The 14,973-nt window shown below is 69.7% G+C and carries 13 protein-coding genes; 9 read left to right on the top strand and 4 right to left on the bottom strand.

What is annotated here, in order from left to right:
* Positions 1–684: 684 nt before the first annotated feature.
* Together ctaD and coxB are read right to left on the bottom strand one after the other, a co-directional pair.
* Complete coding sequence (gene ctaD / locus PGN14_RS02605) at positions 685–2,352, bottom strand: cytochrome c oxidase subunit I (RefSeq protein WP_335297844.1); 1,668 nt, start codon at positions 2,350–2,352, stop codon at positions 685–687.
* Between the two features lie 4 nt (positions 2,353–2,356).
* A complete protein-coding gene (gene coxB, locus PGN14_RS02600) occupies positions 2,357–3,556 on the bottom strand; it encodes a cytochrome c oxidase subunit II (protein ID WP_335297843.1) in 1,200 nt (399 codons plus the stop codon).
* Positions 3,557–3,773: 217 nt separating this feature from the next.
* Here coxB and pyrE point away from each other — a divergent pair, with 217 nt between their 5' ends.
* From pyrE to PGN14_RS02560, 8 genes are all read left to right on the top strand, one after another.
* Positions 3,774–4,358, top strand: a complete 585-nt coding sequence (gene pyrE / locus PGN14_RS02595) for an orotate phosphoribosyltransferase (protein WP_335297842.1) — start codon at positions 3,774–3,776, stop codon at positions 4,356–4,358.
* A complete protein-coding gene (locus tag PGN14_RS02590; RefSeq protein ID WP_335297841.1) occupies positions 4,358–5,086 on the top strand; it encodes a pyridoxine 5'-phosphate synthase in 729 nt (242 codons plus the stop codon). Before pyrE ends, PGN14_RS02590 begins: the two co-directional genes overlap by 1 nt.
* Positions 5,087–5,222: 136 nt before the next feature.
* A complete protein-coding gene (acpS, locus tag PGN14_RS02585; protein ID WP_335297840.1) occupies positions 5,223–5,672 on the top strand; it encodes a holo-ACP synthase in 450 nt (149 codons plus the stop codon).
* Between the two features lie 6 nt (positions 5,673–5,678).
* Complete coding sequence (gene lepB / locus PGN14_RS02580; RefSeq protein ID WP_335297839.1) at positions 5,679–6,608, top strand: signal peptidase I; 930 nt, start codon at positions 5,679–5,681, stop codon at positions 6,606–6,608.
* A gap of 45 nt (positions 6,609–6,653) precedes the next feature.
* The gene (locus PGN14_RS02575) at positions 6,654–7,703 is read left to right on the top strand and encodes an AI-2E family transporter (protein WP_335297838.1); all 1,050 of its coding nucleotides are present in this window, start codon (positions 6,654–6,656) and stop codon (positions 7,701–7,703) included.
* A 453-nt stretch (positions 7,704–8,156) separates the two neighbouring features.
* Positions 8,157–9,131, top strand: coding sequence for a hypothetical protein (locus PGN14_RS02570; protein ID WP_335297837.1), 975 nt, complete (start codon positions 8,157–8,159; stop codon positions 9,129–9,131).
* Positions 9,113–9,649: a DUF2141 domain-containing protein gene (locus PGN14_RS02565; protein ID WP_335297836.1), complete on the top strand. Its 537-nt coding sequence runs from the start codon at positions 9,113–9,115 to the stop codon at positions 9,647–9,649. Before PGN14_RS02570 ends, PGN14_RS02565 begins: the two co-directional genes overlap by 19 nt.
* 9 nt (positions 9,650–9,658) lie before the next feature.
* The gene (locus PGN14_RS02560; protein ID WP_335297835.1) at positions 9,659–10,849 is read left to right on the top strand and encodes a glycosyltransferase; all 1,191 of its coding nucleotides are present in this window, start codon (positions 9,659–9,661) and stop codon (positions 10,847–10,849) included.
* Here the strand turns inward: PGN14_RS02560 and PGN14_RS02555 are convergent.
* Positions 10,798–11,547, bottom strand: coding sequence for a polysaccharide deacetylase family protein (locus PGN14_RS02555; protein ID WP_335297834.1), 750 nt, complete (start codon positions 11,545–11,547; stop codon positions 10,798–10,800). The genes PGN14_RS02560 and PGN14_RS02555 overlap by 52 nt on opposite strands.
* Before the next feature lie 265 nt (positions 11,548–11,812).
* On the opposite strand from PGN14_RS02555, the gene PGN14_RS02550 reads away from it, so the two are divergent.
* Positions 11,813–13,441: an alkaline phosphatase D family protein gene (locus tag PGN14_RS02550; protein WP_335297833.1), complete on the top strand. Its 1,629-nt coding sequence runs from the start codon at positions 11,813–11,815 to the stop codon at positions 13,439–13,441.
* A gap of 67 nt (positions 13,442–13,508) precedes the next feature.
* Here PGN14_RS02550 and PGN14_RS02545 read toward each other — a convergent pair whose 3' ends face one another.
* Entirely contained in the window at positions 13,509–14,972 is a 1,464-nt protein-coding gene (locus PGN14_RS02545) for a lipopolysaccharide biosynthesis protein (RefSeq protein WP_443019443.1), read from the bottom strand.
* Position 14,973: the final 1 nt, after the last annotated feature.

Genomic DNA, 14,973 nt, shown 5'->3' with positions numbered 1-14,973 from the left:
GCGGATGCCAGCGCCCGATTCGGGACGTGCCGGGATGGGACGGTGGCGGCGCGCGCGGTTATGCTTCCGCGAAGGCGGGAGCGCTGCGTTGGCGAGCGAAACCGACCCTCGCCCCTCTCCCGTCATGCCGGGCTCGACCCGGCATCCAGGGCGCCGCGGTACCGGCATCGAAGCGTGCGCGGGACGATGGCCCCGGATCAGGCCTGGGGTGCCGGTAACGTAGCGCTGCCGTGCTCCTGCGAGAACGGGAGACGGGGTTGGGGTGCGAAACCTGCCCTCGCCCCTCTCCGTCATGCCGGGCCTGACCCGGCATCCAGGGCGCCGCGCGTATCGGCATCGGAGCGTGCGGGGACGATGGACCCCGGGTCAAGCCCCGGGGTGACGGTAGCGTGACGCTGCCGTGCTCCTGCGCAGGCAGGAGCGTCGGGTTGCCGGGCGCATCGGACGTTGCTCTGCCCCACCCGAGGCTCCGGCCCGCGCCGGAGCACAAGGTTCTTGGCGCGACATCCTGCCGTGGACGCGGGGCGGGTGATGAGGTCGTAGCAGCGCTCCCCAACGCGCCGACGCGGGGGTGAACCCCGCGTCGTCGGTCGCGGCCCGTGGGGCCGCGCCGGCCGGTCGGGCGCATTTTCTGCATGGCAGAAAAACGGCGGGGGAGCTTTCGCTCCCCCGCCTTGCTTCGACTCAGTCGATCTTCGGCAGCGTTTCGAACTGGTGGAACGGCGGCGGGCTGGACAGCGTCCATTCCAGCGTCGTCGCGCCCTCGCCCCAGGGATTGTCGGGCGCCTTCTTGCCCGCCAGCAGCGACCAGATCACGTTGACGAAGAAGATCGCCATGCCCGCGGCCATGATCATATAGCCGATCGTCGCCACGTTGTTCCAGTGCGCGAAGCCGTCCGGATAGTCCGGATAGCGGCGCGGCATGCCCTGCAGCCCCAGGAAGTGCATCGGGAAGAACAGCAGGTTCACGCCGACGAAGAAGACCCAGAAGTGCAGCTGGCCGAGCAGCTCCGAATACATCCGCCCCGACATCTTCGGGAACCAGTAATAGAAGCCGGCGAACAGCGAGAACACCGCACCCAGCGACAGCACATAGTGGAAGTGCGCCACCACGTAATAGGTGTCCTGCATGTAATCGTCGACGCCACCGTTGGCGAGGACGACACCGGTCACGCCGCCGACGGTGAACATGAAGATGAAGCCGATCGCCCAGACCATCGGGGTCGGGAAGCGCAGCGAGCCGCCCCACATCGTCGCGATCCACGAGAAGATCTTGATGCCGGTCGGCACCGCGATCACCATCGTCGCGGCGGTGAAGTACATCTTCACGTTCACGCTCATGCCGGTCGTGAACATATGGTGCGCCCACACCACGAACCCGACGACGCCGATCGCGACCATGGCATAGGCCATGCCGAGATAGCCGAACACCGGCTTGCGGCTGAACGTCGCGATGATGTGGCTGATGATGCCGAAGCCCGGCAGGATCATGATGTACACTTCGGGATGGCCGAAGAACCAGAACAGATGCTGGTACAGCACCGGATCGCCGCCGCCGGCGGGATCGTAGAAGGTGGTGCCGAAGTTGCGGTCGGTCAGCAGCATCGTGATCGCGGCCGCCAGCACCGGCAGCGCCAGCAGCAGCAGGAACGCGGTGACCAGCACCGACCAGGCGAACAGCGGCATCTTGTGCAGCGTCATGCCCGGCGCGCGCATGTTGAAGATGGTGGTGATGAAGTTGATCGCGCCCAGGATCGAGCTGACGCCCGCGAGGTGGAGCGACAGGATCGCCATGTCGACCGACGGCCCCGGCTCACCATAGGTGGAGAGCGGGGCATAGACGGTCCAGCCGGTGCCAGCGCCGCCGAAGAAGGGCGACGCCAGCAGCAGCGTGAACGCGGGGATCAGCAGCCAGAAGCTGATGTTGTTCATCCGCGGGAAGGCCATGTCGGGCGCGCCGATCATGATCGGCACGAACCAGTTGCCGAACCCGCCGATCATCGCCGGCATCACCATGAAGAACACCATGATGAGCCCGTGCGCGGTGACCAGCACGTTCCACAGGTGGAGCGCCTGGTCGAACGACTGTTCGGTGCCGCCGTGCAGCATCGCCGCCCAGGACGGCAGATATTGGATCCCCGGGTGCATCAGCTCCGCGCGCATCAGACCCGAGATCGCACCGCCGATGATGCCGGCGACGATCGCGAAGATCAGATAGAGGGTGCCGATGTCCTTGTGGTTGGTGGACATGAACCAGCGCGCGAAGAAGCCGGGCTTGTGATCGGCATGCGCGTCATGGTGATGGTCGTCGTGCGCCTGGAACGCGTGCGGGTGGAGCGCGGTATCGGTCATGGTCTCAGCGTCCGGCTTCGCCGGTGCCACCGGGGTTGCCGGTCGCGCCCTGCGGGGAAGTGGGGGGAGTATCGGTGCCGTTGACGGTCGGGCCGGTCATGTTGCCGGCGTCCGCCGCCTCCGTCATCACCGCGGCCGAATTGTCGGCGCCCGGCTGCGGGATGACCGCGTCCGACGCCTTGCCCGGTGCCGGCATCGTGCCGCCCTTGGCGCGGACCCAGGCCGCGAACTGCGCCGGGGACACCGCCTCGACCGCGATCGGCATGTAGGCGTGGCGCGCGCCGCACAACTCGGAGCACTGGCCGAAATAGACGCCCGGCTTGTCGATCGTGAAGCTGGTCTCGTTCAGGCGGCCGGGGATCGCGTCCAGCTTGATCCAGAACGCGGGCATCGCCCAGCTGTGGATCACGTCGTTGGCGGTGGTGATGAGGCGGATCGGCACGCCGACCGGCAGCACCACGCGATTGTCAGTCGCCATCAGGCGCGGGCCGTCGGCGTCGGTGCGGAACCGCTCGCCGGCGGGAACCTCGTTCTTTTCCTTGAGCAGGTTCGCGGTGATCTCGATCCCGCCATTGTCGGGATATTGATAGCTCCAGAACCACTGGTTGCCGATCGCCTTCAGCGTCACCGCACCGGCCGGCGCGGGCTTGAACTGCGCCTGGAGCAGCCCGATCGAGGGCACCGCGATGGCGACCAGGATCAGCACCGGTGCCAGCGTCCACACCACCTCGATCGCGGTGTTGTGACTGGTCTTCGACGGGATCGGGTTGCGCGCCGCGCGGAAGCGGATCGCGACGACCACCAGCAGGATCAGGACGAAGATCGAGATGATCGTGATCAGCGGGAACAGGATGCGGTCGTGGAACCAGTGCGCGCGCAGGCCATTCTTGGTGACCTGGTCCTGGATGCTCATCCGGCCGTCGGTCGGCTGACCCAGATGCGGGGTCGGCGCCATCGGCGGCGCACCGTCCTGCGCCAGCACCGGCGAGGCGGGAGCGGCATCGGCCTTCTGGAGCGCGCCACCCGCGGTGCCCTGCTTCGAATCGGCGGGGCGCAGCCCGGTCGGCGCCGCGGTGGCGGCGGTGGCGGGAGACGTCGCGGCGGTCGCGGTAGCGGCGGGCGCCTGCGCCATGGCGGTGCCCGCGACGCCGGCAACCGCCAGCCCCGCTGCGAGCATCCATCCCTTGAACCCGGTTTTCAGCATCGTGTTATCGTCACCCCTGCTCGTCGCGCACGCGTCCGCACGCCGGGCGTCCGAGCGCCCCTCCTGACCGGCCTATATTGAAACCACCCCCCCGCCTCAAGAGGGCGCGCACATTGGCGTTTTCCGCGCATTCCCGGCGAGGCGCCCGCGTCGTGCTTTCGCGCGTTGCGCGAGGGCATGGGCGGACGTATGGCGCCCGGCAGGAGGCCGACCGACCATGACCGACGACGAGGTGCTTGCCGAATTCCGTGACGCCGATGCGCTGCTGGAAGGGCATTTCATCCTCTCCTCCGGCCTGCGCTCTCCGCGCTACCTGCAATGCGCGCGCGTGCTGATGGACCCGCGCCGGGGGGCGCGGCTGACCGGGGCGCTGGCGGCGCGAATCCCCGCCGACCTGCGCGCGCGCATCACCGCGGTGGTCTCGCCCGCGATGGGCGGCGTGATCGCGGGGCATGAGATGGCACGCGCGCTGGGGGTGGAGGCGATGTTCGTCGAACGCCCGACCGGCACGTTCGAGCTGCGCCGCGGCTTTCGCCTGGAGCCGGGTCAGGAAGTGCTGATGATGGAGGACGTTGTCACCACCGGACTGTCGAGCCGCGAGGCGATCAAGGCGATCGAGGCCGCCGGCGGGCGCGTGATCGCGGGCGCGGCGCTGGTCGACCGCTCGTTCGGCAAGGCGGACATCGGCGTCCCCTTCTTCCCGCTGATCCGGCTCGACGTGCCGACCTATGAGGCCGATGCGGTGCCGCCGGAGCTGGCCGCGATCCCGGCGATCAAGCCGGGCAGCCGGGCCGCCGCCTGATGGCCTCTCCTCTCCGCCTCGGCGTCAACATCGATCACGTCGCGACAGTGCGCAACGCGCGCGGCGGCGCGCTGCCCGATCCGGTGCGCGCGGCGTTGCTGGCGGCGCAGGCGGGGGCGGACGGGATCACCGCGCACCTGCGCGAGGACCGACGCCACATCACCGACATGGATATCGAGCGGCTGTCGGGCGACTTGTCGGTGCCGCTGAACCTGGAGATGGCGGCGACCGACGAAATGCTGGCGATCGCGCTGCGCCACCGCCCGCATGCGGCGTGCATCGTGCCCGAGAAGCGCGAGGAGCGCACCACCGAGGGCGGGATCGACGCCGCGGGGCAGCACAACCGCCTCGCGCCGATGGTGCGCGAGCTGGGCGCGGCGCGCATCCGCGTCTCGCTGTTCATCGAGCCGGACCCGCGCCAGATCGCCGCGGCGGTGTCGCTGGGCGCGCCGGTGGTGGAGCTGCACACCGGGCGTTACGCCGAATTGTCGGGCGAGGCACAGGTGGCGGAGCTGCGGCGGCTGTCGGACGCCGCGGCGCTGGCGGCGAAGAACGGGATCGAGGTCCATGCCGGGCACGGGCTGACGTTCGACAATGTCGTGCCCGTCGCGGCGATCCCGCAGGTGCGCGAGCTGAACATCGGGCACTTCCTGGTCGGCGAGGCGATCTTCGTCGGGCTGGAGGCGAGCGTGCGGCGGATGAAGGATCTGATGGAGGCGGCGCGGTGATTCCTCCCCGGCACGGGGAGGGGGACCATGCGCAGCATGGTGGAGGGGGTTCGCCGCGAACGACCCGCCTGCCGCACGCCCCCTCCACCACGCTGCTTCGCAGCGCGGTCCCCCTCCCCGTGCCGGGGAGGATATCATGATCGTCGGGCTCGGGTCCGATCTCTGCAATATCGAGCGGATTCAGGCGTCGCTCGACCGCTTCGGCGCGCGGTTCGAGAACCGCGTCTTCACCGACGTGGAGCGCGCCAGGGCGGCGAAGCGCCCGTTCACGCGCGCGGGCACCTATGCCAAGCGCTTCGCCGCGAAAGAGGCGTTCAGCAAGGCGGTGGGGACCGGGTTCAAGGCGGGCGTGTTCATGAAGGACATCGGCGTCGTCAATGCGCGCTCCGGCGCGCCGACGCTGGCGCTGACGGGCGGCGCGAGGGCGCGGCTCGACGCGATGATCCCGGACGGACACATGGCGCGCATCCATCTGACGTTGACCGACGACCATCCCTGGGCGCAGGCGTTCGTCATCATCGAGGCGGTGCCCGCCGGCATCGTTTTAGCCGAACAGGTGCCGTCCGGCACCGGGGGAGCGGAATAGACGCCGATGGCCGAGGAGATCGCATTGCCGGGCGAGGACATTGCCGAGACGCCGCCCGCCGCGCGCTTCGACTGGTGGGGCGAGGCCAAGGGGCTGTTCTGGCTGATCCTGGCGGTGCTGGGGTTCCACAGCTTCATCGCCAAGCCGTTCTATATTCCCAGCGAATCGATGCTGCCGGGGCTGATGGTGGGCGACCGGCTGGTCGTCTCCAAATTCGCCTATGGCTGGTCGTTCGTGTCGCCGACGATCCCCGATCCGGTCGCGATCGTGAAGGACGTGGTGCTGCACCGCCCGGTCGACAGCTGGTCGGTGCAGCTGCCCTTCCTCCACGGCCGGCTGTTCGGCCGCCTGCCGGAGCGTGGCGACGTGGTGATCGTCACCCCGCCGGGGCAGTCGAGCGACTATATCAAGCGCGTCATCGGGTTGCCGGGCGACACGCTGGCGGTGCGGCGCGGCGTGGTGATCCTGAACGGCCGGCCGATCGCGCGCGGCCCGCTCCACTATCGCGACCTGCCAGTGGACGCGAACGCGACCTGCGACCCGGCGCAATATTATGGCGCGCGCACCGTGCTGGCGGGCGGGCGCATCGTCTGTCGCCTGCCGATCGTGACCGAGACATTGCCCAACGGTCGCCGCTACGACACGGTCGACCTGGAACCCGACAGCCCCGGCGATTATTACGGCCCCGTGAAGATTCCCGCCGACCATGTCTTCCTGATGGGCGACAATCGCGATCGCTCCGCCGACAGTCGCTTCGCGCTGGGCGGGTTCGAGCGCGGGCTGGGCGGGCCGGTGCCGTATGAGAATCTGGGCGGGCGCGCGGAGTTCATCACCTTCTCGGTCGACGGGCAGGCGACGTGGAACCCGCTGACCTGGCCGGGTGCACTGCGCCCCGGCCGCGCGGGCACCTCGCTCCACCCGGCGCGCATCCCGTGACGGAAACCGTCGCCGTCCCTGTCGCCGCGGATGGCGAGCGGGTGCATGTCGTCGCCGGCGCCAGCCCGCACGAGGTGCGCGACCCCCGCGACCCGCAACGAGATCCGCCGCGCCGCGGTGTGGCTGGGCATGGCGGGCGCGATCGCGCTGGTCGTGCTGCTGGTGCAGCCGCTGCTCATCATCTTCGCCGGGCTGGTGTTCGCCGCGCTGCTCGACGGCGGCGTGCGGCTGCTGGGCAGGGTGCTGCCGATCGGGCGCGGGTGGCGGCTGCTGCTCGTGTGCCTGCTGACGATCGCGTTCCTGGCGGGCACCTTCTACCTCGCCGGCGTGCAGATCGCGGCACAGGCGACGCAGCTGCGCTCCACCGTCGAGACGCAGGCGATGCATGTCGCGGGGATGCTGGCGCAGCACGGGCTGATGCCCGGTGCCTCCGACATCAACGGGTTGATGAAGCAGGCCATGTCGTCGCTGGGGCGCGTCACCTCCTGGGTCGGCACCGCGTTCGGCGCGCTGACGACGATGTTCATGATCCTGGTCATCGGGCTGTTCGTCGCGATGGACCCGCGATTGTACGACCGCGGGCTGCAATGGATGGTGCCCGAGGCGAACCGCGTCGAATTCGCGGTGACGATGCAGCGGATGGGGCGCACGCTGCGCCGGCTGCTCGCCGGACGCCTGCTGGGGATGGCGGCGGAGGGGGTGCTGACCTGGATCGCGCTGATGCTGGGGGGCGTGCCAATGGCGCTGATCCTGGGCATATTGACCGGGCTGCTCGCGTTCATCCCCAATATCGGCGCGTTCATCTCCGGCGCGCTGATGATCGCGGTCGGCTTTTCCGCCGGCTACGACACCGGCATCTGGGCGATCGCGACCTATGTCATCGTCCAGGGGTTCGACGGCTATGTCCTGATCCCGATGGTGGCCAAGCGCACCGTCGACCTGCCGCCCGCGCTGACGCTGGGCGCACAGATCCTGGCGAGCGCGCTGTTCGGGATCATGGGGCTGGCGCTGGCCGATCCGATGACCGCGCTGATCAAGACCGCGATGGAGCGGCGGTCGGAGAATGTCGAGAACGCGCCCGAGCCGGCGGCGTAGCAGCTTGCCGCATGCTCACGCGCTATCGAGCGCGTGGAACACTGGTCGCGGACACGTCGGTGCGTGTCGCTTGCGGACAGGTAAGCCACCCCGGCGAAGGCCGGGGTCCAGTCGGGAAGCTCGCTGTGACGACGCGCGGCGCTCACCAACCCTGTTTCCCAACTGGACCCCGGCCTTCGCCGGGGTGGCAGGAAGAGTCCTTGTTCGAAGGGAAACAGCACCGAACACTTTCGGGATAACGGACTCTTCGCGGCATGCGAGGCGCACTGACGCAGAACGACGTCTGATCGGACCGACAACCCTGGGCTCCTGCCTGCGCAGGAGCACGGGAAGGTATCTCACGCCGGGGGACGAGAACCGGCTTGTCCCAATAGTGGCATCGCGGGCGATGCGCTGTTACAGGAGCGCGGCATGACCCCGGACCACCTTGTTGCGTGACGCGGCCCGGGCAGGATGAACCGATTGCGCGCCGACGATCCCTCTTCCCCCACACCGCCGCCCGCCGACCCGCTGCCGCCGGCGCTCGCGTCGCTGGCCGCGTTGCAGCCGGTGGAGACGCTGCGGCGGCGCTGGCCGCAATATCTGGCGGCGGCGCTGACCGCGGCGATGCTGATCGGGCTGGCGCGCGAGCTGCTGGGCCAGGGGCTGGCGGGGCTGCGCCGTGCGGTGCCGACCTCGCCGGGCTTCTATGTCTTCTTCATCCTCTCCTATTTCGCACTGCCGCTGTTCGAATTCGGGATCTTCCGCCGCTTGTGGTCGGTGCCCGCGTCGGCGTTCCTGGCGCTGAACCGCAAGCGCGTCGCCAACGACGTGCTGGTCGGCTATTCGGGCGACGCCTATTTCTACGCCTGGGCCAGCGCGCGGCTGAAGATGGTGGCCGCCCCGTTCGGCGCGGTGAAGGACGTCAGCATCATCTCCGCGATCGCGGGCAATCTGTCGGGGCTGCTGCTGGGCATCGTCGCGCTGCCGCTCGGCTATCAGCTGATCGCGCCGGACATATTGCGCATCATCCTGTGGTCGGCGGGGCTGGCGATGCTGCTGACCGCGGGCTTCCTCGCCTTTTCCTCGCGCGTGTTCTCGCTGCCGCGGCGGCAGTTGTGGTTCATCTTCGCGATGCACATGTTGCGTATCGCCTTCGCCAATGTGACGATCGCGCTGGCCTGGGCCTATGCGGTGCCCAGCGTGTCGGTGGGGATGTGGCTGTTCCTGGTCGCGGGACGGCAGCTGATCTCCCGCCTGCCGCTGGTGCCGAACAAGGACCTGGTGTTCGCCAGTTTCGCGATCCTGTTCATCGGCGAGGATCAATTGTTGTCGGATCTGATGGCGTTCACCGCAGCGTCAATCCTGGCGATGCATGTGATGGTGATCGCGCTGCTGGGCGCGGAATATGCGGTGGAAAGGACACGGACATGGCGGGGCGAGGGCTGACACGGGCGGTGGTCGCGGCCGGGACCATGATGGGCGCGTTGCTGGTCGCGCCGACGGCCGGGGCACAGGTGCTGGGCGCGGATGCCGCCGCCTGCAACGGCGGACAAGGCCCGGCGATCCGCGCGACGGTGACCGGGCTGAAGGACACCAGGGGATCGCTCAAGCTGGAGCTGTATCCCGCCAACGAGCAGGATTTCCTGGCGGGTGACGACGAACTGGCGGCGCGCGGGCGGCCGTTCCGCCGCATCAGCGTCGGCGTGCCCGCGGGCGGCACCGCGACCGTCTGCATCCGTGTGCCGCAGCCGGGCCGCTGGGCGCTGTTCGCGGGGCACGACCGCGACGGCAAGGCGAAGTTCAACTTCTGGAGCGACGGCGCCGGCTTTCCCAGCGCGCGCAAGATCGGGCGGTCGCGCCCCAAGCTGGCCGATGCGCTGATCGACGTCGGCCCCGGCATCACCCCCGCCACGATCCGGATGCAATATCTGCGCGGGCTGGGCGGGTTCAGCCCGCAGAGCTGAGGTCGCGCGATGCGGATCGTCGACGTCAACGAGCTGTATTCCCCCACCGGCGGGGGCGTGCGCTCCTATATCGATCGCAAGCTGGCGATCATGCCCGAGCTGGGCCACGAGCAGATCGTGATCGCGCCGGGACGCGAGGATCGCGTCGAGGAGCGTCCCGGCGGCGCGCGCATCTTCTTCGTGAAGGCGCCGGGGATGCCGTTCGATTCGAACTACGGGCTGTTCTGGGACGCCGAGCCGATCCACCGCCTGCTCGACGCGCTGAAGCCCGACGTGGTGGAGAATTGCACGCCGTGGCGCCCGGCCAAGATCGTCGCCGACTGGCAAGGCCCCGCGATCAAGGCATGGTTCCTCCACAACGACAACAAGGAAGCCTATCCCAAGCGCTGGTTCAGCCGCATCGCCTCAGAGGGCGCGATCGAGCGCGCGTTCGGCTGGTACGACCGCTTCATGGGGCGGGGGATGGCGCGGTTCGACACGATCGTCACCAACGGCCCGGTGCTGACCGAGCGGCTGACCGCGCGCGGCCTGCGCGTCGATGCGACGATGACGCTGGGGATCGAGCGCGAGCATTTCTCGCCCTCGCATCGCAGCGCGAGCCTGCGCGCGGCGATGCTGGCGCAATGCGGGCTGCCGGAGGATGCGCACCTGCTGATCGGGGTCGGGCGTCACCATCCGGAGAAGCAATGGCCGATGGTGATCGACGCGGTCCGCCGCGCAGGGACCAAGCTGCCGGTCGGGCTGGTCCTGCTGGGGCTGGGGCCGGACACGCGCACGCTGGAGCGCCATATCGCGCAGAGCCCGCATGTGCGGCTGTTCCAGCCGGTGTACGACCGGCTGCAACTGGCCGCGGTGATGGCGAGCGCCGATGCCTTCGTCCACGGTTGCTGCGTCGAGACGTTCGGGATGGTCGCGTCGGAGGCGCTGGCATCGGGGCTGCCGCTGATCGTGCCCGACCGCGGCGGCGCGGCGGCGCTGGCGCGGCCGGAGTTCGCCGAGACCTATCGCAGCAGCGACGCCTATGACTGCGCCGCGGCGATCGTGCGGCTGCTGTCGCGCGACGAGACGCTGGTCCGCGCGGCGGCGGTGCGCGCGGCGGATACCGTCACCAGCGACCGCGAGCACGCGATCCGGCTGGTGGCGCATTATCAGTCGGTGCTGGACGCCCGCGCCGCGGGGGGCGCCAGAAGGTCCGCATAGCGCGCCGGCACGTGGCGGCGGAACGCGGCGAAGGTGCGGTCGATGCTGTCGAGCAGTTGCGGCACGCGCACGTCGCCGGGATGGACCGCGATGCGCACCGTCTCGCTCGGCTGGAGCAGGCGGCGCAGCAGCGCCGACGCCGCGAGCGACGATAGCTGGCGCGGGTGCGAGCGGCTGGCCCAGGTGATGACCGGGCCGCGCGCGACGACCCGTCCGGTATCGGGGCGCCAGACCTTCGCGTGATCCTCCGCCAGCACGAAGCCGGCGTCGCCCAGCGCCCGCCGCGCGTCGTCCGAATAGAGCCAGGCCGGTGCGATGAACCCCGCCGCGGCGCGCCCGGTCGCTTCCTCCACCAGCGCCTTGCCGCGGCGCATCCGCGCCAACGCCTCGGTGTGGTCGAGCCCGAGGAACTCGCCCTCGCCCGCGGTCATGTGCTTGGCCTTGAGCGCCGCCGCGCCGCGATGCGCCGAATCGTCGAGGTGCGACCAGCCGTGGACGAACATCTCGATCCCCGCATCCGCCCAGGCGCGCAGGCGGCGGGTGAAGGCGGGGGTGATGGGGGCTGCGTTCCAGTGATCGGGCACCACCAGCATCGCCAGCCGCTGTCCGACATGCGGCGCGAGGCGATCGAGCAGGCGGTCGACCTCGCCTTCGAAACGGGGCGAGACATCGTGGATGGAGGCGAGGAGGCGCTTCATGACGCGTGTCATGCGCATGACGGAGCGGGGAGTTCAAGGCGTTGTGCCCGGTCGCACCGCCTTCACCGTCATGCCGGGCTTGTCCCGGCATCCAGGGTTCCGCGCGTCCACGATCGATTGGTGCGCGGGACCCTGGACCCCGGAACAAGTCCGGGGTGACGATCGCATGTGGTGCCCGGGACGGCTTCCACCGAGGCCCCCTTGCCTGTCATCACCGCGTCACCGATCATGCGGCAAGGGAGAGGCTGCACAAGGGGATACCCATATGACCGCCACCGTCACCCGCCGTTCGCTGCTCGCCACCGGTACGCTCGGCATCGGCGCGCTGGCGCTGCCCGGGATGAGCATCGCGCAGACGGTGATGACCGCGCGCGGCTTCACCCATTCGGTCGCTAGCGGGGAGCCGGGGCAGGATACGATGCTGTTGTGGACGCGCTACGTCCCCGCATCGGGCGACTCGGCGCGGCTGGTGGCGGAGGTCAGCGAGACGGCCGATTTCGCACGCGTCGTCGCCAGCGGGGCGATCATCACGGGGCCGTGGCGCGATTGGACCGCGAAGGTGACGGTCGACGGACTGCGCCCGGGGCAGCGCTATCACTATCGCTTCGTCGCGGCGGACGGCACGCGCAGCCCGACGGGGCTGACGAAGACGCTGCCGGCGGGCGACGCGCCGCACTTCACGGCGGCGGTCTTCTCCTGCTCCAACATGGGGTTCGGCTTCTTCAACGCCTATGGCCATGCGGCCGCGCGCGACGATCTCGACCTGGCGATCCACCTCGGCGACTATTTCTACGAATACAGCCCCGACAAATATCCCGCGGCGGCGCAGCAGGTCGCCGGGCGGCTGCCGCAGCCGATGGCGGAAACGATCCACCTCGCCGACTATCGCCTGCGCTTCGCCAGCTATCGCGCCGATCCGGACTTGCAGGCGCTGCACGCGCGGGTGCCGTGGATCGTGCAGTGGGACGATCACGAAAGCGCCAACGATTCGTGGGAAGGCGGCGCGGAGAACCACGATCCGGCGACCGAAGGTGACTGGAACGCGCGTCGCGCCGCCAGCGTGCAGGCGTATCGCGAATGGATGCCGGTGTCGGACGAGCCGTGGAAGGCCTATGAGATCGGCACGCTGGCGACCTTGTGGCGGACCGAGACGCGGCTGTTCGCGCGGTCGCACCAGAACGAGATCGACGCGATCGTCAACGGACCCGATCGCGACGCCGCGCTGCGCCGCTTCCGCGACACCGTCTGGGCCGATCCGGCGGTGACGATGATGGGGTCGCAGCAGGAATCGTGGCTGGCACACGACCTCGCGCGGTCGGTGCGGCAGGGACAGAAGTGGCAGGTGGTCGGCTTCGGTACGATCATGGGCAATCTGTCGACCCCGCCGCAGACCGCGGGCTGGATCGATCCCGCCAACACGCGCGCGGTCGCCTATGTCCAGGCGGGGATCGCCGCGGCGAAGGCGGGGCTGCCGTCCAATTTCGATTCCTGGGGCGGCTATCCCGCGGCGCGCGCGCGCTTCCTGAAGGGCGCGCAGGCGGCGGACGCCAATCTGGTCGTGATCTGCGGCGACAGCCACAATGCCTGGGCGTTCGACCTGGCGCAGGACGGGCGCGCCGCGGGCGTGGAGTTCGCGGGCCATGCGGTGACCTCGCCGGGGTATGAAAGCGCGATCAGGCGCGATCCCGCCGACGTGGCGCGCGCGCTGGTCGCGGCCAATCCGGAGCTGAAATGGTGCGACACGTCGCGGCGCGGCTATATGGCGATGACGATCACGCCGGAGGCGGTGCGCAACGACTGGCTGTTCGTCGACACGATCCGCGAACGCCGCGCCACCGCCAGCGTCGGCCACAGCGCGCAGGTGCGGCGCGGGCGGCGGGTGATGGCGGCGTAGGGATCGACATCCCCGTCACCCCGGCCTTGAGCCGGGGTGACGGTCATTCTGTCGACGGAAGGACAGGCTACCGCGTCAGGCTGCCTTCGTTGGGCAGCGTCGCCTCTTCCGCACGGGGGACGCGGCGGAACAGCGCGCGGTCGGCGGGGCCGAGCGCGAATTTCCATAGCAGCAGGACGTAGCTGCCCGCGATCAGCGGCAGCCCGACCAGCAGCCGCACCCCGCCCGGCAGCGGCAGCAGGTGCGTCGCGGCCCAGCCGAGGCCACCGGCGACGACCAGGCTGACCAGCAGCGACGCGCGCAGCGGCGATACCGGCGCGGCCAGCATCCCGCGCAGCAACCGCGTCTTCACCACCGACATCACGCCCAGCGCGATCATCAGCGCCACCGCCGGCCCCGCGGTCTGCCATTCCAGCGGCCAGCCGAGCGCGCGCATCGCCAGCACCAGCACGACGCTCAATCCGATCTGGAACGCCAGCATCGCGGCGGAGATCATCAGGTTGCGGTGCCGCGCGATATAGACCAGCGCCGATTCCGCGGTCGCGCCGGGCGAGGCGAGCACCTCCGCCACCAACAGGAAGGCGAGCGCGGCGCTGCCCGCGACGAATTGCGGCCCCAGCACGGTCATCACCGAGGTGGCGGGGATCGCCCCCATCAGCGCGAGCCCACCCTGCGCCGCCATGATCCAGAACGCGACCTGCCGCACCTGGTTGGCGACCGCAGGGCGATCGTCCTCCGCCAGGCTGCGCGTGATGACCGGCCCCAGGATGGGATCGAAGCTGGTCTTCAGCTTGCCGGGCAGCGTCGCGACCTGTTGCGCCATATAATAGATGCCGACCACCTGCGGCGCGAACATCAGCCCCAGGATGAAGCGATCGACGTTGCGCATCGACCATTCCAGCGCATCCGCCCCGGCCAGCGGCGCATTGTCGCGCGCCAGCGACAGGATCTCGCGCAGGCGGGGCGACCAGCCGCGCGGCAGGCCGTAGCTGCGCACGAACGGCACGATCGACGCGGTCAGCGCCGCCACCATCGACGCGACATAGGATAGCACCAGCCCGTCCTTGATCGTGACGAAGCTGAACACCCATGCCGCGCCCGAGATGGTCCACGGCTCCACGATCGCGCGCGCGGTCACCGCCGCCTTGACGTTGTGGCGATAGGCGAGCGCGGCGAGGCTGACGTCGGACCAGGCGACCGCGAGGATGATGAGCGGCAGGTAGCGGTCCAGCCCGGTCACCTGCGTGTTGGCGTACATCACCTGCGGGAAGGTCCACAGCACCGCGCTGGCGGCGAGCGACAGCAGCCCGGCGACGACCATCCCGTCCCACACGACATGCGCGTGCGGGCGCGTGGTGGTGGCGAGCGCCTGCGCCAGCCCGCGCTTCAGCCCCAGCGTGGCGAGCAACGCGGCGAGTTCCACCACCACCACCGCCAGCGCGAAGCGGCCGACCAGCGCGGGACCGTAGATATGCCCGGCGATGAACAGGAACGGCATGCGCGCGGCCAGCCGCAGGATGAACCCCGCCATG

The organism is Sphingomonas adhaesiva (assembly GCF_036946305.1).
In the GTDB taxonomy this organism is placed as follows: Bacteria; Pseudomonadota; Alphaproteobacteria; order Sphingomonadales; family Sphingomonadaceae; genus Sphingomonas; species Sphingomonas adhaesiva_B.
This window is presented reverse-complemented; position numbering and strand designations above follow the sequence as displayed.